Genomic DNA, 18669 nt, shown 5'->3' on the forward strand with positions numbered 1-18669 from the left:
ATAGTGCACTGCGCCACTGACAGTCCCTTCAAACGCGGGATACGACAGGGCCTAGGCGGGAGCCATCAGCAAGGGCCTCGCCCGCTCCCGCAGCTCCACCACCCGCGGCTCGTCGCCGTACGGCTCCAGGCGGTGCAGAAGATCCTTCACGTACTCGGTGGTGCGCGCCGACGAGATGCGCCCCGCGACCTCCACCGCCCGCACGCCCTGCTCGCATGCCGCGTCGAGATTGCCCGACTCGAGCTCGGCGACCGCCGAGACGACGAGCCGCAGTCCGTGCGAGCGCACGAACTCCTCCGTCGGCTTCGACAGGGCCTGCTCCGTGAACCTGCGCACCTGACGCGGCGCCTTCAGGTCGCGGTAGCACTCGGCCGCGTCGGCGGCGAACCGGTCGTAGGAGTAGAAGCCGAGCCAGGACGGGTCCTGGTCGCCGTCCCGCGCCCGCTCCAGCCAGCCCTCGGCGGCCCGCAGCGCGGCGCCCGCCGCATGCGCGTCACCCGCGCGTGCGTGTGCGCGTGCCTCGACCAGCCGGAAGAAGCTCATGGTGCGGGCCGTTGCCAGGCCGCGGTTGCGTTCCAGGGCGGCCTGGGCGAGGTCGACGCCCTCGTCGCCGAAGCCTCTGTAGGTCGCCTGGAGGGACATGGAGGCCAGGACGTAGCCCCCGAGGGGGACGTCGGCCGCCGCGCGGGCCAGCCGCAGGGCCTGGATGTAGTAGCGCTGCGCCGCCTCCTGCTGGCCGGTGTCGAAGGCCATCCACCCGGCGAGGCGGGTGAGTTCGGCGCTGGCACCGAAGAGTGCCCGGCCCACCTCGTCGGAGTAGGAGCCGAGCAGCAGCGGAGCCGCCTCCACCCGTAAGCACTCCGGCACCATGGACGAACGCCAGTCGCCGCCTCCGTACTTGGAGTCCCAGCGCCTGGCGTCCTCGGCGGCCTCCCGCAGCTTCTGCACATCGCTGTGGCCGACTTTGAGCGGTGCGCCGGAGTCCTCGGAGGTGTTCACCTCGCGCGCGACCGAGCTGTCGGCCGGGGTTATCAGCCACCGTGAGGCGGGCGTTGCGTACGCGCTTACTGCGAACGATCCGGCCAGCGACTGCCAGATGCCACCGGAGCCGGCCCGGCGGCCCGCGAGGTCGAGGCGGTACAGCTCCGTCGCCGACGTCACCGCCTGTCCGACGTCCCGGGGGAAGGCGAGGCCCACTTCGGGCGCGGGATCCGCGTCCGCCAGGCCGATCTCGTGGAGCGGTACCGGGCGGCCGAGCTTCTGGCCGATCGCGGCGGCGATGAGGTGCGGCGCGGCGCCCTGCGGCACCATGCCTTTCGACACCCAGCGCGCCACCGACGTCTTGTCGTAGCGAAGAGTCAACCCGCGTTGAGCGCCAAGATCGTTGACGCGACGCGCGAGTCCTGCGTTGCTGATTCCCGCGAGGGCGAGAACGGCGCCGAGTTTTTCGTTCGGCCCGCGTTGCTCCCTGGACATGCGCCACCCCTCGACACAGACGGCTGCCGCGCTGGCATAACCACCCGGCATTCGTAAACCCAGCGTAGTTCGCCGCATCCCAAGCGTTAAGGGGCATTCTTCCGGATGGCGGGATTGTGGCCCGTACGCGCGTGCGGGCCCCACACGCACCGTCGCGGCGTGCTCCCGCTGTGTGGCCGTGCGCCTGCGTGTGCGCTCTTCTCCGGCCATCGGGGGAGCGGTTCCATGGATCGTGCGTGGGTCGGCCCGCTGTACTGGATCCAGTGGGCTGGGGGATTCCGCCGCCTCCATCCCCGCGGGCGGCGGAACGGTCCGGGGGGCGAACTCCGTTCCCCGGACTGCGCGTTGTCGAGGCGCTGCGCAGAGCCTGTACGGAGCGTGTGCGCGCCTGTCGCCGCAGCGCCAATTTGGCTGAAAACCGACCCCGCTTTCCGCAGGTAATTACCGCTCCCACCACGGAAGTTGGCGGCGCTAAGGGCGTTCTGGGGGAGCGTATCGGGGGCGCATTCAGGTCGCAGACCCCTCCCCTGTGCGGGTGTTCGCTTCTTCACGGGCACGCGCGTGGGGGCGCGTTCAGCGGAGCTCAAGCCGCTCCACCGTCCCTCCGGTGCGCGTCCTTCATGGCAGCATGGTGAACCGATTCGTACGGTGCACTGGTTGTCCACAGCCTGTGGAGGCGTCCATGCGGTGGTTGGTGGGGTGGAGCAGCACCGCAGCGGGAGCAGTCGAGATCGGTTCCGCCGGGGCCACCGGCGCGGACGGCGAGACCGTGCACCCGGTGGGGTCCCAACTGCTGTGGGGAGATCCCGATCCGCTGTGGGCGGTCGGCGACTGGCGCCCCGACGAGGTGCGGGTCGTGACGGCCGACGCCCAGACCCGGATCGCCGTCCTCGGCACCTGCGGCGCGACCGACGAGCAGTTGCGGGTCGGCCTGTTCGCCGCGCGCGGAGGGGCACTTCGCCATCTGACCTACTGGCCCGGCAGCTACACGGCGGTCGTCCAGGTGGGCCGTCGCGTCACGGTCTGCGGCGATCTCGCGGGCGCCCGCCCGGTGTTCTACACCCCCTGGGCCGGCGGTACGGCCTACGCGACGGCCGCGCTCCCGCTCGCCGACCTCATCGAGGCCAACCTGGACTTCGGCCACCTGGCGGCGCTGCTGGCCGCCCCCGACGTACCGGCGGCCCTGCACGACTCCACCCCCTACGACGGCGTACGGCGCATCCCGCCAGGACACGCGCTGATCCTGCGCGCCGGGGCACGCGAGATCGCCGGGTACGAGCCGGTGGCCTCCCTCGCGGTGGCGGCGCCCACGGCCGATCCCGACAGCGCGGTGGACGCCGTACGGGACGCGCTGGTCGATGCGGTACGCGCGCGCTTGTCGGCCCCTCGGCATGTGCCCGGCGCCGACATCGACCCCGGCCCGGTCCCTGGCATGGGCCCCGCCGAACGCCGTGCCGCGCGCGGCATGCCGGTCCCGGGGATCGGCGCCGACCTCTCCGGCGGCCCCGCCTCCGGCACCCTCGCCCTGCTCGCCGCCGGCCTCCCGGGCATGCCGGGCACGGTCCTGGGCCACGGCACGGGCGCGGGCGAGCGTCTGCTGGCGGTCACCTTCAACGACCTGGCGGTGGGCGGCCGCGAGGCGGAACTGGAACGCGCCGGCAACCTCGCCGCCAACCCGCGTCTGCACCACGTGGTGGTGGCCGGCGGCGAGGAGACACTGCCGTACGCCGACCTGGACGGCCCGCTGACCGACGAGCCCGGCGCGAGCCTGGTGACGGCCGCCCGCCACCGTGCCCGCCTGGCCTCCGGCAGCGCGGACCACTTCACGGGCTACGGCGCCCGCCAGGTCCTGGACGCCCACCCCGCACGCCTCGCCGACCTCCTGATGGACCGCAAACGCCGCCACCTCGTCCGCCCGGTCGCCGCGCTGGCCAAGGCGGACGGCTCGGTGATGGTCCCCGCGCGCGTGTACAGCGCGGCACGACGCCTGTCCCGTACGCCGTACCGCACCGGCCTGGAGGTCCTGGCCGACCGCCTGATGGACCGCCGCTTCGACGAGCCGGGCGGCGCGGTCGGGGCCTCCCTGGCCGCGCTCACCTGGGCCAGACCGGGCCCCGCGGCCCGTTGGCTGACCGGTGAGGCGCTCGCTGAAGTATCGGTTCGCCTCCAGGGCGCCACGAGCCGCTCGGGGGTGGGCCCTGGCCAGCGTCCCGGCGACTACCGCGCGCGTGCGGCGCTGGCGAGGCACGCGGCGGACATCAGGGTCCTGGAGCAAGCGGCCGAGATCCGTTTCCAACGCCTGCACGCCCCGTTCCTCGACAACCAGGTCGTCCGCGCCTGCCGCGCCCTCCCCGAGGCCCTCCGCGTCCAGCCGGGCGCCCGCGCCGCGATCCTCCGCACGGTCCTCCAGGGCGCCGGCGTGGCCGACCTCCCCCCGGGCTGGGGCGCCCCGTCCCACGCCTCCGCGGCGGTGGCCGCCCGCACGGGCCTGCGTGTCGCCGCGGACTCCCTGATGGCCCTCTTCGGCACCCCGTTGCTGGCGGAAGCGGGCCTGGTGGAGGCAAGAGTGGTCCGCAAGGCGCTCCGCGCGGCAGCGGAGGGCGAGCCGTTGCCCTTGGACGGCCTCGCCGACCTCGTCTCCCTGGAACTGTGGCTGCGCCGCCTCCTCTCCCGCCGAGGAACCTGCTGGACCGGCACCCCGGCCCGCGCCCGCGCGGTACCGGCGGGGATCACACCGCAGAGGGGGGCGCTGGGGGCGGGGGCGACGGCGAGGAGGGGGTAGGGGCTTGGTCCGCGTCTTTCAGCCCGTCCGGCGTTTGAGGACGAAGCCCCTTCCGGGCCGACAGCGGGGGTCTGGGGGGCGGGAGCCCCCAGAGACGCGGGGTCGAACGGGCAGCAGCCCCTGGGATGGGAACGGGTAAGGGCGGCGGGGGCGAGGAAACCCCGACCCGAACCCCCACCCACCCGTCACCCGACAGCCCACCGCCCACAAACCAAGTGCCCCCCACAGCGTCCCCGGCGACAATGACCCGGTGCGGTACAGAATTCTGGGCGTCACCCAGGCAGCGGACGACCACGGCACCGTCGTACCCCTGGGCGGACCCCGAGTCCGAGCCCTGCTCACCGCCCTGGCCCTCCGTCCGGGCCAGACCCTCACCCCCGACACCCTCATCGACGACATCTGGGCCGCCGATCCGCCCCAGGACGCTCACGCCGCCCTCCAGGCCCTCGTAGGCCGCCTGCGCCGAGCCGTCGGCAAGCCCACGATCGTCTCGACCCCCGGCGGCTACCGACTCGCCGCGACCAAGGCGGACGTGGACCTCTTCGTCTTCGAACGCCTCGTGCACCACGGCACCGAAGCCCTCCACCGAGGAGACCCCGGCGCCGCGGCGCACACCTTGGACGAGGCCCTCACCCTGTGGCGCGGCCCGGCCCTCGCCGACCTCCCCGACCGCACCGCCGCGACCCGCCCGGAGACCCTCCGCCAGGAGGCGACCAGGACCCGCGCAGAAGCGTTCCTACGTCTCGGTCGCGCCCAGGACGTCGTACCGGAACTGACCGAGCTGACCACGGCCCATCCGTACGACGAGAGGCTGCACGCCCTCCTGGTCCGCGCCCTGCGCGACACCGGACGCCCGGCCGACGCCCTGGTCGCGTACGAGACGGCCCGCCGCGCCCTGTCCGAGGGCCTGGGCACGGACCCGGGCCCGGAACTCCGCGCCCTGCACACCGAACTCCTGTCGCCGCCGCCCGAGCCGCCGGCGGCACCTTCGCCCAAGACGTCACCCCACCTCGCCCGCACCGGCAACCTCCGTCCCCGTCTCAACTCTTTCGTGGGCCGGGAACCCGAACTCGACGCCATCCGTTCCGAATTGCACAGGGCCCGGCTCGTCACCCTCACCGGACCGGGAGGCTCTGGGAAGACCCGTCTCGCCGAGGAGGCCGCCGCCGGCCTGCCCCAGGCGTGGCTGGTCGAACTGGCCCCGCTGGACCGCCCGGACGCGGTGCCCGGCGCGGTGGTCAGCGCGCTCGGTCTGCGCCAGACCGTGCTGATGGCCACCGAGCTGTCCGCCCCGCAGGAGGACCCGGTCGCCCTGCTCGTCGAGTACTGCGCCCCGCGCAGCCAACTCCTGATCCTTGACAACTGCGAACATGTCATCGAGGCCACGGCCCACCTCGCCGAAACCCTCCTCACCCACTGCCCGGGGCTCACGATCCTCGCCACCAGCCGTGAACCCCTGGGCGTCCCCGGCGAGTCCGTGCGCCCGGTCGAACCCCTCCTCCCCGACCAGGCGCACCGCCTCTTCACGGAGCGCGCGACGGCCGTCCGCCCGGACGCGGCCGACCTCGTCCTGCGCGACGTCGACGCCGTGGCGGAGATCTGCCGCCGCCTCGACGGACTGCCGCTCGCCATCGAGCTGGCGGCGGCCCGCCTGCGGCTGCTCACGCCCCGGCAGATCGCCGACCGCCTGGACGACCGCTTCCGCCTGCTCACCTCCGGCAGCCGCACGGTCCTGCCCCGCCAGCAGACCCTCCGCGCGGTCGTCGACTGGTCCTGGGACCTGCTCGACGAGCGGGAGCGGACGGTGCTGCGCGAGGCGTCCGTGTTCGCGGGCGGCTGGGACCTCGCGGCCGCGGAGGCCGTGTGCGGCGACCCCGCCGCCGAGCTGATCGGGGCGCTCGTCGACAAGTCCCTGATCGTTGCGGCCCCGGGCGAGCTGTCGGACAGCGGCGGCGCCATGCGCTACCGCATGCTGGAGACGATCCACGAGTACGCCGTGGAGCGCGCCGCCGAGGCCCCGGAGCTGCGCGCCGACGCCGAGCGGCGGCATCGCGCGTGGGCGGGCGCACTGGTCGCGGAGGCCGAGCCCGAGCTGCGCTCGGACGGTCAACTCCCGTGGATCTCCCGCCTGGAGACCGAGCTCGACAACATCCGCGCGGCGCTCCACCGGGCCGTGGACGACGGGGACGAGGAGGCGGCCGGCGCCATCGCCCTGGCCATGGGCTGGTTCTGGTGGCTGCGCAACTACCGGCGCGAGGGCGCGGACTGGGTCGACCGGATCCTGCGTCTGGGCGCTGCCCTGGACACGACCTCGACGACGACCGGCGCCCCCCTGCCTCCGGACCCCAGGGCCCGCTGCTCGCTCATGGAGGCCCTGGACCCCGTGGATGCCCTGCTCTCCGCCCCGGACGGCGAGGCCGGGCACCCGCTGCACGCGCTCCGCATGGAGCTGCGGATGCTGCACATCCTCCTCGTGTCGGAGATCGAGGCGCGCACCCGGGAGCCGGACGAGCGGCTGGGGCGGTACGTCGCCCTGGTGCGGGCGTACTTCGAGAAGGGCGGCCCGCAGGCGGCCCGGATGCCCGGTCTGGTCTGGCCGCTGACCTCGTTCTTCATGGGCGACCGGGTGGACGCCAGAAGCGTCCTGGACGCCGCGGTCGCCAACTCCCGTGAGTACGGCGGCGCCTGGGAGCTGGGCGTCACCCTGATGTTCCGCACGCACATGGTGGTCGACTCCCCGGGCGGTATGAAGGGCGTCGACGACGACCTCGCGGAGCTGCGGTTCCTCAGCCGCAGCGTCGGCGACCGCTGGCTGCGGGCCCAGGTGTACAGCGCGGCGGGGGAGACGGCCATGGCCCGCGGCAGGCTGGAGGAGGCCAAGGGGGAGTACGAGGAGGCGCTGCAACTCGCCTACGAGGTGGGGGCGTACACGGAGACGCCGTTCCTCATCGCCCGCCTCGCCGAGATCGCCTACCGCGCGGGTGACCGCTCGGCCGCGATCATGGCCCTGGACGAGGCGAGTGAGGCCGCCGAGCGCTACAGCGTCGGGGACAGCCGGGCGTTCGTCCTGCTGCTGCGGGCGCATGTCGCGCTGGACGACAAGGACACCGCCACCGCGCGTGAGCTGCTGGAGGAGGCCCGCGTGGAGACCGCGCGGGGCACCCCGCCGCCGCAGTTCATCGTGATGCTGAACTCCGTCGAGGCCATGGTGACGGTCGCCGAGTCGGGCCCGGGGCACGGGCTGCCGAAGCTGGCCGCCACCGTCCGGGAGGCGGTGGACAAGCAGTGCGCCGACCTGATCGTGGCGACGCTCGTGGACGCCACGTCGGCCCTGCTCGCCGATCTCGGGGACCTTCCGCGCGCGACCCGGCTGCTGGCCGCCGCCGGACACTGGCGCGGCGGCGACGCCCGCTCCATGCCGGAGGCCGCGCGCGCCGAGCGGGCCGAGGCCACGGCCCGCACCGGGCTCGGTCCGGTGCGGTACGGGGTGGAGTACGCGCGCGGTGTCGCCCTCACCCCGCACGACGTGCTGCGCGAACTCGACGAGATGCTGAGCGAGGGCGTGACCGGCCTCTGAGACGCGGCAGGCCTACGCGCAGCGGAACTTGGACTCGGCCCAGTCCGCCAGCAGCAGGTCGTCGTACTCACTGTGCGGCTCGACGACCAGCCGTACGGTCTTGCGCCCGGTGAGGTCGACATGGACCGGGACCGCCGCGTCCCCGCCCTGGACCATGCCGGACTTCCACAGCCGGACCCCGTCGGCGTAGACGGAGAAGTACATCTTGCCGAGCCCGAGGGTCATGTCGTCGACCCCGACAGATGCGTCGTAGGACGTGCACTCGCGGTTGAGGTCGATGGTGACGGAGGACCGGCCGTGCACGGTCACGCCGTGCGTGTAGCTCTTGTCGGCGATCGAGACGCCGTACCGCTGCCACACCCAGCTGCTCTCGGCGATGCGCATCTCGGGCTGGGTGCCGTCGCCGTTGACGTTGTACGCCAGCTCGCTCCACTGGTAGACGGCCGGAGCGGGCGTGGGCGTGGGCGTCGGAGTGGGGGTGGGGGTCGGCTTGGGGGTCGGCTTCGGAGTGGGTGTGGGCGTCGGGGTCGGGGTCGGGGTGGGCTTCGGGGTGGGCGTGGGTGTCGGTGTCGGCGTCGGCGTCGGTGTCGGTGTCGGGGCGATGACCGGCGGCGCGGGCACGGGCTTTTTCTTCGGCGGCGCTGGTGTCGGCTCCGCGGACTCGACCACCGGCGTGGACGCGGGCGGCTTGGCCTCGGGCTTGTTGTCGACCGGCTTCTCGCTGCCGGCCAGGGCGAGCGCCGCCGCCACGCCCGCCGCGACGAGCACACTGGCCGCGATACCGACCTTGACCGGCGCGCCCAGCCCCTCGGAGGCCGCCGCACCGCCGGCCGCGCCCGCCCCGCCCGACGAGCCGCTGCTCGCCGCCGCGGCGCCCGCGACACCCGCCGCGCCCACTCCGGTGCCTCCGGCGATGAGCGCGGCCACCTTGGCGTACCCGGCGGCACCGAACCAGCCGATGACCGCGACCGGCACGACGGCCGGGATGCTGCTCGCGACCTCGGAGACCTGCGCGGCCGCGAGGCGGCACTTGGCGCACTCCTCCAGGTGCTTGCGCAGGCCACGCTCGGCGCGGGTGCGCAGCCGGCCGCGGGCGTAGGTGCCGAGCTGGTCGGCGTAGCGGGCGCACTCCTCGTCGTCGGCGAGGGTGGCGCTGACATGGGCCTGGAGGTAGGCCTGCTTGAGGCCCTCGCGGGCCCGGGAGGCCAGCACGCGCGTCCCGTTGGCGTCGAGGCCGAAGAGCGTGGCGACGTCGCTCGGCGACTCGTCCTCGACCTCGGTGTGCCACAGCACGGCCTGCCAGCGCTCGGGCAGCGACCGGAAGGCCTGCATGGCCATGGACTGCTCGGCCTCGTGCATCGCGCGGACGTCCGCGCCGAGGTCCAAGGTGTCGTCGTCGGCGACCTCGCCACCGCGCGCGGACTGCGCGGCGAACAGCGCGAAGTCGTCGACCAGTTGCTCCCGCTTCGCGGACTTCGTCCAGTTCGCCGCGACCCGGCGGACGGTTGTCAGGAGATACGCGCGTACGGCGTGCTCGGGCCCCGAGCCGCCGCGCACCGCCTGGAGCATGCGGGCGAAGACCTCGGCGGTGAGGTCGTCGGCGGTGTGGGCGTCCCGGCAGCAGGTGCGGGCGTACCGGCGCACCGCCTCCGCGTGGCGCCGGTACAGCGCCTCGTAGGCCGTATCGTCGCCCGAGCGCATCCGGCCGATCAGGTCGGCGTCGGAGGGCGGCAGGAGCGCGCCGTCGTCACGCCGGTCGCGCTGCGTCGGGACACTGCCCTCGGCCGGGTCGCCGGCGTTCAGCGGGCGTCCCGCCCGTCCGCCCTGGCTCGGCACCTGGGGCGACCCGAGACCGTCCGCCTCACCGTCACCGGGTGACTCGTCGCGCCCGTCAACACTCATCGCGGAAAGCCCCCGCCGCCTGCCCTACCGGTCCCGAACACCGGGTCAGAGTGCCATACCCGCTTTTGGGTGGGCCCCGGCTGTACCGGGCATCCACTCGTCCGTGGGGATTTGCGGCACGGCAGTACTAGCCGTCACCCCTGCGGGGAAGGCTCAACTGTCGGTGTCCTCACAGGAGTTGGGGGACGTATCCGAAGAGGGCGGAATGCGCACGGGGTGTGAGCGGCACAGCACCCACACCCCGGCGTCACCTCTTCGAGTCACCGCGCCACCCGGCGTTGACAACCCGGGTTCACGACGGCCGTGACCGCAGGCCCTCCAGCAGGATGTCCAGCAGCCGCGCCGAGGCCGCCGCCTGCTGCGCCGCGTCCGGCAGCGAAGGCGCCGCCGTCGCGATCACCAGCAGCACGTCCGACACCGACACGTCGGCCCGCAGTTCACCCGCCGCACGCGCCCGCTCCACGAGCTGGCCCACCACGTCGAGCAGCGCCGCCGCCCCCGTGTCGTCGGCCGACAACGGCTCCTCGGACACCAGCCGCAGCTCACCCGAGCCGGGCTGCGTCCGCTGCGCCGGCACCCGCGCCTCGTCGAACACGGCGCCGTCGGAGTGCTCGGCCCGCTCGTCGGGAACCCCGACCCGCAGCACCTGCGGCGGCAGCAGCCGCCCGGCACCTGAGGCCACCGACGTCCGCAGGAAGCGCGACAGCGCCGACCACGGCTCGTCCTCCTGCCCGAGCGCCGTCCGTGCCTGGTCCGTCAGCCGGGAGGTCTCCTCCTCGGCTATCCGCCGCACCAGGACGTCCTTGCTCGGGAAGCGCCGGTACACCGTGCCCACACCGACTCGGGCGCGGCGCGCCACGTCCTCCATCGGCGCGCCGTACCCCAGCTCGCCGAAGACCTCGCGCGCCGCCCGCAGTACGTGCTCCAGATTGCGCTGTGCGTCCACGCGCAGCGGCGTCGACCGCGACGCGTCGCCGCGTCCGTTCCCCGCCGCCGCGCTCATCGCTCCGCCACCGGATGCGATGGCGGACGCGGAAGACCAATGAGAGTCCTGAACATGCATAAGCGATCCCCCGGTAATGACGTCTCCCCCCGGAGACTCTCCCCGCCACTGAAAGGCCGGGGCGACACAGGGAACGAACCCGGTTCACGGACCGCCCGTCGCGGACCCGATGAGCGCATCCCCTACACCCCGTCGACACACGAACATAGTTGAGAGGGAGTCAATTCAGAAGGGGCAGGTTCCGCACGGAGCGCCCCCCGAAAGGAGTACGGATCACATACGTCCCGATTGCACCCCTCGAGTGCCCCCAGCGCACACCCGCTGACCTGCGAACCTTCCCCGCACGCCGTCGATTCGGCCAACCCCGCGCCCGCCGCACCGCCGGTCACACAAATTGTCGGGGCTGTGGACAAACTCAAGCGTCGGGTGCGTCATGGGGTGGTGAAGGAACGCGCGCGCATTCTCGTTGTCGGTGGCGGCTACGTCGGGATGTACACGGCCCTGCGTCTCCAGCGGAAGCTGAAACAGGAACTCAGGCGCGGAGAAGTCGAGATCACGGTCGTCACCCCCGACCCCTACATGACCTATCAGCCGTTCCTTCCCGAGGCGGCCGCCGGCTCCATCTCGCCCCGCCATGTCGTCGTTCCCCTGCGCCGCGTCCTCGACCGGTGCACCGTGATCATCGGCGAGGCGACCGCCATCGACCACGCCAAACGCACCGCCACCCTGACCACCCTCGCCACGGAGGAGGAGGGAACGGGCGCCCGGCAGCTGACGTACGACGAACTCGTCCTCGCCCCCGGCTCGATCTCGCGCACCCTGCCCGTCCCCGGCCTCGCCGACCACGCCATTGGCTTCAAGACCGTCGAGGAGGCCATCGGACTGCGCAACCACGTCATCGAGCAGATGGACATCGCCTCCTCCACCCGCGACCCCGCGATCCGCGACTCCGCCCTCACCTTCGTCTTCGTCGGCGGCGGCTACGCGGGCGTGGAGGCGCTCGGCGAGCTGGAGGACATGGCCCGCTACACCGCGCGGTACTACCACAACGTCCGGCCCGAGGACATGAAGTGGATCCTCGTCGAGGCCTCCGACCGCATCCTGCCCGAGGTCGGCGAGGAGATGGGCCGCTACACCGTCACCGAACTGCGCCGCCGCAACATCGACGTACGCCTGAACACCCGCCTCGAATCCTGCGCCGACCGCGTGGCCGTCCTCAGCGACGGCGCCCGCTTCCCGACCCGTACGGTCGTGTGGACGGCGGGCGTCAAACCCCACCCGATCCTCGCCGCCGCCGACCTCCCGCTCACCGGACGAGGTCGGCTGAAATGCACCCCGGAACTGACGATCGAGGGCGCCACGCACGCGTGGGCGGCCGGAGACGCCGCGGCCGTCCCCGACGTGACCGCCGCGGAACCCGGCAAGGAGACCGCCCCCAACGCCCAGCACGCGGTACGCCAGGCCAGGGTCCTCGGCGACAACATCGCGCACGCGCTACGGGGCGAACCCCTGGAGACGTACTCCCACAAGTACGTCGGCTCGGTCGCCTCCCTGGGCCTCCACAAAGGCGTCGCACACGTCTACGGACGCAAGCTCAAGGGATACCCTGCCTGGTTCATGCACCGCGTCTACCACCTCAGCAGGGTGCCCACCTTCAACCGCAAGGCCCGCGTCCTGGCCGAATGGACCCTGTCCGGGCTCTTCAAGAGGGAGATCGTCTCGCTGGGTTCGCTCGAACATCCCCGAGCGGAGTTCGAACTCGCGGCCGGTGGAAAGCCTCCTCACGACCCCACGAACGACCCGAAGGGGTCGTCCTGACCGGACCGCGGAACTCCACCGGCGGGGCAGGCGTCTGACGGATGTCGGCCCGGTCGGTCACACTGCCACACTGATGCCCGACCCAGGACGGGTGCACGCCCGCCCCTCGAACCCGCGAGGACCCAGGACGGGTCCGGAGCCGGCCGAAGACGACGACACGAGGCAAGGATTCGTGAACTTCACGCGCTGGAGCGCCCGGCTCCCCGGAACGCAGCGCCGCGCAGCCGCGCGGACCGACCACGAGCTCACCCCCGAGCGACTCGGGGAGGGCGCCGTACCCGCGGCCCGCGCCGAACAACTCACCGACGACACCCCACCCGTGCCCGCCGTCGACGAACTCCCTGTGCGCGAGGTCCTCGACCGCGTCCCGGCCCTGGTGGCCCTGGTCCACGGCCCCGACCACCGCCTCGCCTACGTCAACGACGCCTATGTGACCGCCTTCGGCCCACGATCCCCCGGCGCATCCGCGAGCGAAGCCCTCCCCGAGCTCCACGAGACGGGCCTCCTCCCGCTCCTCGACCAGGTCCTGCGCAGCGGCAAGCCCCGCACCGTCAAGTCCCGCAAGGCACCCGACGGCCGCTCCTACACCTTCACCTGCACCCCGGTAACCGAGGGCGACACCGCCGGCGTCCTCGTCTTCGCCACCGACGTCACCGACCACGCCGAGGCCGCCGAGCGCCTCAGAGCGAGCGAGCGCCGCCAGCGCGAAACCGCCGTCACCCTCCAGCGCTCCCTCCTCCCCCAGGTCCTGGAGGAGCCCGACGACCTCCGCATCGCCGCCACCTACCAGCCCGGCGGCACCGAAGCCGCGGTCGGCGGCGACTGGTACGACGTCATCACCCTCGGCGGCGGCCGCACCGCCCTCGTCATCGGCGACGTCATGGGCAGAGGCGTCCGCGCGGCAGCCGTCATGGGCCAACTCCGTACGGCGGTCAGGGCCTACGCCCGCCTCGACCTCCCGCCGCACGAGATCCTCCAGCTCCTCGACGGCCTCGCCACCGAGATCGACGCCAACCAGATCGCCACCTGCGTGTACGCCATCCACGACCCCAACGAGGGCAAGCTGGTCTACGCCTCCGCCGGCCACCTCCCGATCCTCGTCCGCGACGAGAGCGGCGCGGTGCTCCGCGCGGACGAGCCCACGGGCCCGCCCCTCGGCACCGGCGGCTGGATCCACTCCTCGGGCTCGATCCCACTCGGCCCCGGCTCCACGGCGGTCCTCTACACGGACGGCCTGGTGGAGCGCAGGAACGAGGACCTGGACGAGGGAATCGCGTCGTTGGAGCGCGCGCTGTCCGGTGCGACCGGCACACCCCAGGTCGTCTGCGACCGCCTCGTCCGCTCGGCAGGCGTCACCGCCGACCACGACGACGACGTGGCCGTCCTGGTCCTCCAGCATCCGTCCCGCACGGGCCCCGACAGCGACCTCTTCCGCAACGCCGCGCTCGAACTCCTCGGCGGAGTGGAGGCGGCCCCACGCGCGCGTGCCTTCGCCTCCGGCGTGCTCACCAGCTGGCGGTTCCCCGCGGAGCTGCATGACCTGGGGGTGCTGGCGGCGAGTGAACTGGTCGCGAACTCGTTGCAGCACGGAACACCACCGATGCGGCTGCGGCTACGCCGCACCGACCGGCGGCTGATCATCGAGGTGACGGACGGAGACGACCATCTGCCTCGGCGCCGTAAGGCCGAACCCGGGGACGAGTCGGGGCGGGGGATCGCGATTGTGGCGACCATTGCTTCGAACTGGGGATCGCGTCGGACGCCGGGTGGCGGGAAGGCCGTCTGGTGCGAGTTTGTGTTGCCTAAGGGGTAGGGGCGCAGGGCTGTGTTGCGGCTGCGGCTGCGCTGTGGCTGGTCGCGCAGTTCCCCGCGCCCCTTAGGGCGTTGCGGTTACGCGGCGACAGATTCCTGCTGTGTGCCGCCGTGGGCCACCACGCGGCTCCTCGCCCGCCACGGATGGTCCTGTACGTCGGTCAGCTGACGGCCCAGCCTCAGCGCCAGATACGTGATGCCCACCGAGAACAGCAGGAACGTCACGACGTACGGCGCGTGCAGGGAGGCGCCCATCGGGCCGCCGACCGCCGGGCCCACGGCCAGCGCGAGCTGCTTCACCAGGGCGAAGGCCGAGTTGTACTGACCGGCCATGCCCGTCGGGGCGAGGTCGGCCACCAGCGGGGCGACCGTCGGCGACAGCATCGCCTCACCCAGACCGAAGAGGGCGTACGTCGAGACGAACGCGGCCGTGGCCATCGCCTGGCTGCCGTGCCCGAGACCGGCGTACCCCGCCGTGACCCACGCCAAGGACCAGATGATCCCGACCGCGGCGATCACCCGGGACCGCCGACGCCGCTCGACGAACTTCAGCACGGCGAACTGCGCGATGACGATCATCGCGGTGTTCGCGGCCAGGGCCGACCCCAGCGCGGAAGTCGAGATCCCGGCGGCCTCGACTCCGTACGCGGCCAGGCCCGACTCGAACTGGCCGTAGCAGGCGAAGAACAGGACGAAGCCCAGCACGCACAGCTGCACCATCGCCCGGTTCCCGAGCAGCTGCTTCCAGCTGCTCTTGCCGGAAGCGGTCGGCGCGCCCTCCATCCGCGGCGCGCGCGGCATCCGCACCGTCGTCATCACCACGGCCAGCAGCAGGAACATCGCCGCCTCGATCGCGAAGAGGAGGGTGAAAGAGGAGACGTTCGTCGTGTCGACGAGGTGACCACCGATGAGCCCGCCGACGCCGAGCCCCAGGTTCTGAAGGAAGAACTGCATCGCGAAGGCCCGCGAGCGGGTCTCCGCCGTGGAGCAGTCCACGATCATCGTCGCCAGGGCCGGCTGCATCACGGCCTGTCCGGCGCCCAGCGCGGCCGCCGACAACAGGACGGTGGTCGCGTTGCTCGCCAGCCCCAGACTCAGCGCGCCGAGCGCTGCCGTGACCAGGGCGGCGAGCAACACCGGAAGCGGGCCCCGCCGCACGATCGCCCGGCCGGCGAACGGCAGCACGATCAGCGCGGCCACGGCGAAGACGGCGAGGACGAGCCCCGCCGTCACGGCACCCAGTCCCCGCACCTGCGCCACATAGACGTACAGGTAGGGGACGGTGAAGCCGAGCCCGAACGCGCTGAGTGCGTTACCCACGTGAATCCGGCGCATCGCTGCGCCCATCGCCCTGGTCACGTTCACCTCAATCAGGTAGTTGGAGTCCCTCAGTACTTAGAACCGAAGACTTCGAAGCTAAATTTCAGAGCTAAAGAGTACACAGAGAAGGACTTCAACGCCAAGCGGCCGCGTGCGATACTGACGCCCATGGCTGACACCCCCGGCGGTCCCGGCAGTCTCCACATCGGCAGCGAGCCGACACTGGAGGAGCAGATCGCCGCCTACCAGCGCGAGTTCCAGGACCTCGACCCCCAGGTCGAGCAGATCGTCTCGGCCCTGTCGCGACTGAACCGCCGTATGAACGTCGCCTACGGCCGCCAGACCTCCGCCCTCGGCATCAGCAACACGGACTGGGAGGTCCTCAAGGCCCTCGTTCTCTCCGGTGCCCCCTATCGGATGGGCCCGGGAGACCTCGCCAAGCGCCTCGGTCTGACGCCGGCCGCCATGACCCACCGCATCGACCGGATGGTCACGGAGGGTCTGGTGAACCGGGAGCGCGACGAGTCCAACCGCGTCCGCGTCATCGTGGAGCTGACCGCGGAGGGCCGTGAGAAGTGGCTGGAGGCCATGCGCCTCGCCACGGTCTTCGAGGAAGACCTCCTCCAGGACCTGTCTCCTGAGGAGCGGACGGCGCTCGGCGACGTCCTCACCCGCCTCCTGCGCAGGGTGGAGCACGCCCAGCCGGACGCGGGCGGACGCCTCAGTGACCTGGACTGACGGCACCGCTGCCGTCGCCCGCTGCCTGTCACCCGAAAAGATCTTGACAGGGGTGGTTGACAGCCCCCTCCGGGATCCGTAGAGTTCTTCGGGTTGCCGCGGAGCCGTAACGGTTCTTCGACAACACCTCCGCCGCATCAGCGGCACAACAAACCATCAGCACGATCTCCCAGCCGGGATGAATTCGGCGTGCCCGAATTCAATTCGATTCGGGTACGGCAGCTCGATTAGGAACTGCCGAGAGGATCCGCTAAGGTTTGAGACGTCGGAACGGCCCAACGGCCGGGAAGACAAGCCCCGCTGACTGGGAGTCAGGCCCGAAAGGATCTGATAGAGTCGGAACCGCCGGAAAGGGAAACGCGAAAGCGGAAACCTGGAAAGCACCGAGGAAATCGGAACCGGAAACGGTCTGATAGAGTCGGAAACGCAAGACCGAAGGGAAAAAGCCCGGAGGAAAGCCTGAGAGAGTCTCTCGGGTGAGTACAAAGGAAGCGTCCGTTCCTTGAGAACTCAACAGCGTGCCAAAAATCAACGCCAGATTTAGTTGATACCCCGTCTCCGACCGGTTTCGGTTGGGGCGAGGTTCCTTTGAAGAAACATACAGCGAGGACGCTGTGAACGGTCGGGCTTATTCCGCCTGACTGTTCCGCTCTCGTGTGTGTGCACCGGATTACCGGTAAACATTCACGGAGAGTTTGATCCTGGCTCAGGACGAACGCTGGCGGCGTGCTTAACACATGCAAGTCGAACGATGAACCACTTCGGTGGGGATTAGTGGCGAACGGGTGAGTAACACGTGGGCAATCTGCCCTTCACTCTGGGACAAGCCCTGGAAACGGGGTCTAATACCGGATACCACTACCGCAGGCATCTGTGGTGGTTGAAAGCTCCGGCGGTGAAGGATGAGCCCGCGGCCTATCAGCTTGTTGGTGAGGTAATGGCTCACCAAGGCGACGACGGGTAGCCGGCCTGAGAGGGCGACCGGCCACACTGGGACTGAGACACGGCCCAGACTCCTACGGGAGGCAGCAGTGGGGAATATTGCACAATGGGCGAAAGCCTGATGCAGCGACGCCGCGTGAGGGATGACGGCCTTCGGGTTGTAAACCTCTTTCAGCAGGGAAGAAGCGAAAGTGACGGTACCTGCAGAAGAAGCGCCGGCTAACTACGTGCCAGCAGCCGCGGTAATACGTAGGGCGCAAGCGTTGTCCGGAATTATTGGGCGTAAAGAGCTCGTAGGCGGCTTGTCACGTCGGGTGTGAAAGCCCGGGGCTTAACCCCGGGTCTGCATTCGATACGGGCTAGCTAGAGTGTGGTAGGGGAGATCGGAATTCCTGGTGTAGCGGTGAAATGCGCAGATATCAGGAGGAACACCGGTGGCGAAGGCGGATCTCTGGGCCATTACTGACGCTGAGGAGCGAAAGCGTGGGGAGCGAACAGGATTAGATACCCTGGTAGTCCACGCCGTAAACGGTGGGAACTAGGTGTTGGCGACATTCCACGTCGTCGGTGCCGCAGCTAACGCATTAAGTTCCCCGCCTGGGGAGTACGGCCGCAAGGCTAAAACTCAAAGGAATTGACGGGGGCCCGCACAAGCAGCGGAGCATGTGGCTTAATTCGACGCAACGCGAAGAACCTTACCAAGGCTTGACATACACCGGAAAGCATTAGAGATAGTGCCCCCCTTGTGGTCGGTGTACAGGTGGTGCATGGCTGTCGTCAGCTCGTGTCGTGAGATGTTGGGTTAAGTCCCGCAACGAGCGCAACCCTTGTCCTGTGTTGCCAGCATGCCCTTCGGGGTGATGGGGACTCACAGGAGACCGCCGGGGTCAACTCGGAGGAAGGTGGGGACGACGTCAAGTCATCATGCCCCTTATGTCTTGGGCTGCACACGTGCTACAATGGCAGGTACAATGAGCTGCGAAACCGTGAGGTGGAGCGAATCTCAAAAAGCCTGTCTCAGTTCGGATTGGGGTCTGCAACTCGACCCCATGAAGTCGGAGTTGCTAGTAATCGCAGATCAGCATTGCTGCGGTGAATACGTTCCCGGGCCTTGTACACACCGCCCGTCACGTCACGAAAGTCGGTAACACCCGAAGCCGGTGGCCCAACCCCTTGTGGGAGGGAGCTGTCGAAGGTGGGACCAGCGATTGGGACGAAGTCGTAACAAGGTAGCCGTACCGGAAGGTGCGGCTGGATCACCTCCTTTCTAAGGAGCACTTCTTACCGGGCTTGCCCGGT

9 protein-coding genes and 1 rRNA gene are annotated in these 18669 nt (G+C 70.8%); 6 read left to right on the plus strand and 4 right to left on the minus strand.

Annotated features, from left to right (window positions below):
- Positions 1-51: 51 nt before the first annotated feature.
- Positions 52-1476, minus strand: coding sequence for an MFS transporter (locus OG866_RS23320; protein WP_329337445.1), 1425 nt, complete (start codon positions 1474-1476; stop codon positions 52-54).
- A 682-nt stretch (positions 1477-2158) separates the two neighbouring features.
- On the opposite strand from OG866_RS23320, the gene OG866_RS23325 reads away from it, so the two are divergent.
- Both OG866_RS23325 and OG866_RS23330 read left to right on the plus strand, forming a co-directional pair.
- Complete coding sequence (locus OG866_RS23325) at positions 2159-4258, plus strand: asparagine synthase-related protein (protein ID WP_329337447.1); 2100 nt, start codon at positions 2159-2161, stop codon at positions 4256-4258.
- Positions 4259-4508: 250 nt separating this feature from the next.
- The gene (locus OG866_RS23330) at positions 4509-7835 is read left to right on the plus strand and encodes a BTAD domain-containing putative transcriptional regulator (RefSeq protein WP_329337449.1); all 3327 of its coding nucleotides are present in this window, start codon (positions 4509-4511) and stop codon (positions 7833-7835) included.
- Between the two features lie 12 nt (positions 7836-7847).
- Here OG866_RS23330 and OG866_RS23335 read toward each other — a convergent pair whose 3' ends face one another.
- Together OG866_RS23335 and OG866_RS23340 are read right to left on the minus strand one after the other, a co-directional pair.
- Positions 7848-9737, minus strand: a complete 1890-nt coding sequence (locus OG866_RS23335) for a sigma-70 family RNA polymerase sigma factor (RefSeq protein ID WP_329337451.1) — start codon at positions 9735-9737, stop codon at positions 7848-7850.
- Positions 9738-10029: 292 nt separating this feature from the next.
- Positions 10030-10800, minus strand: coding sequence for a TetR/AcrR family transcriptional regulator (locus tag OG866_RS23340; RefSeq protein WP_329337452.1), 771 nt, complete (start codon positions 10798-10800; stop codon positions 10030-10032).
- Between the two features lie 378 nt (positions 10801-11178).
- Here OG866_RS23340 and OG866_RS23345 point away from each other — a divergent pair, with 378 nt between their 5' ends.
- Positions 11179-12558 (plus strand): NAD(P)/FAD-dependent oxidoreductase, encoded by a 1380-nt coding sequence (locus OG866_RS23345; RefSeq protein ID WP_329344260.1) that lies wholly within the window; start codon positions 11179-11181, stop codon positions 12556-12558.
- A 172-nt stretch (positions 12559-12730) separates the two neighbouring features.
- Positions 12731-14371 carry an ATP-binding SpoIIE family protein phosphatase gene (locus OG866_RS23350; RefSeq protein ID WP_329337454.1) on the plus strand — a complete coding sequence of 547 codons (1641 nt, stop codon included), beginning with the start codon at positions 12731-12733 and terminating at the stop codon, positions 14369-14371.
- A gap of 77 nt (positions 14372-14448) precedes the next feature.
- Here the strand turns inward: OG866_RS23350 and OG866_RS23355 are convergent, their stop codons facing one another.
- Entirely contained in the window at positions 14449-15717 is a 1269-nt protein-coding gene (locus OG866_RS23355; RefSeq protein WP_329344262.1) for an MFS transporter, read from the minus strand.
- A 141-nt stretch (positions 15718-15858) separates the two neighbouring features.
- Here OG866_RS23355 and OG866_RS23360 point away from each other — a divergent pair, with 141 nt between their 5' ends.
- On the plus strand, positions 15859-16428 hold the full coding sequence (locus tag OG866_RS23360) for a MarR family winged helix-turn-helix transcriptional regulator (protein ID WP_329337456.1): 570 nt from the start codon (positions 15859-15861) through the stop codon (positions 16426-16428).
- A 683-nt stretch (positions 16429-17111) separates the two neighbouring features.
- Positions 17112-18637: ribosomal RNA gene (locus OG866_RS23365) — 16S ribosomal RNA — on the plus strand.
- Positions 18638-18669 lie beyond the last annotated feature (32 nt).

The organism is Streptomyces sp. NBC_00663 (assembly GCF_036226885.1).
Lineage (GTDB): Bacteria > Actinomycetota > Actinomycetes > Streptomycetales > Streptomycetaceae > Streptomyces.

Coding starts and splice junctions, on each gene's coding strand:
- OG866_RS23320 (WP_329337445.1), bottom strand. CDS start 1,476: ATGTCCAGGGAGCAACGCGGGCCGAACGAAAAACTCGGCGCCGTTCTC.
- OG866_RS23325 (WP_329337447.1), top strand. CDS start 2,159: ATGCGGTGGTTGGTGGGGTGGAGCAGCACCGCAGCGGGAGCAGTCGAG.
- OG866_RS23335 (WP_329337451.1), bottom strand. CDS start 9,737: ATGAGTGTTGACGGGCGCGACGAGTCACCCGGTGACGGTGAGGCGGAC.
- OG866_RS23340 (WP_329337452.1), bottom strand. CDS start 10,800: ATGCATGTTCAGGACTCTCATTGGTCTTCCGCGTCCGCCATCGCATCC.
- OG866_RS23355 (WP_329344262.1), bottom strand. CDS start 15,717: ATGGGCGCAGCGATGCGCCGGATTCACGTGGGTAACGCACTCAGCGCG.
- OG866_RS23360 (WP_329337456.1), top strand. CDS start 15,859: ATGGCTGACACCCCCGGCGGTCCCGGCAGTCTCCACATCGGCAGCGAG.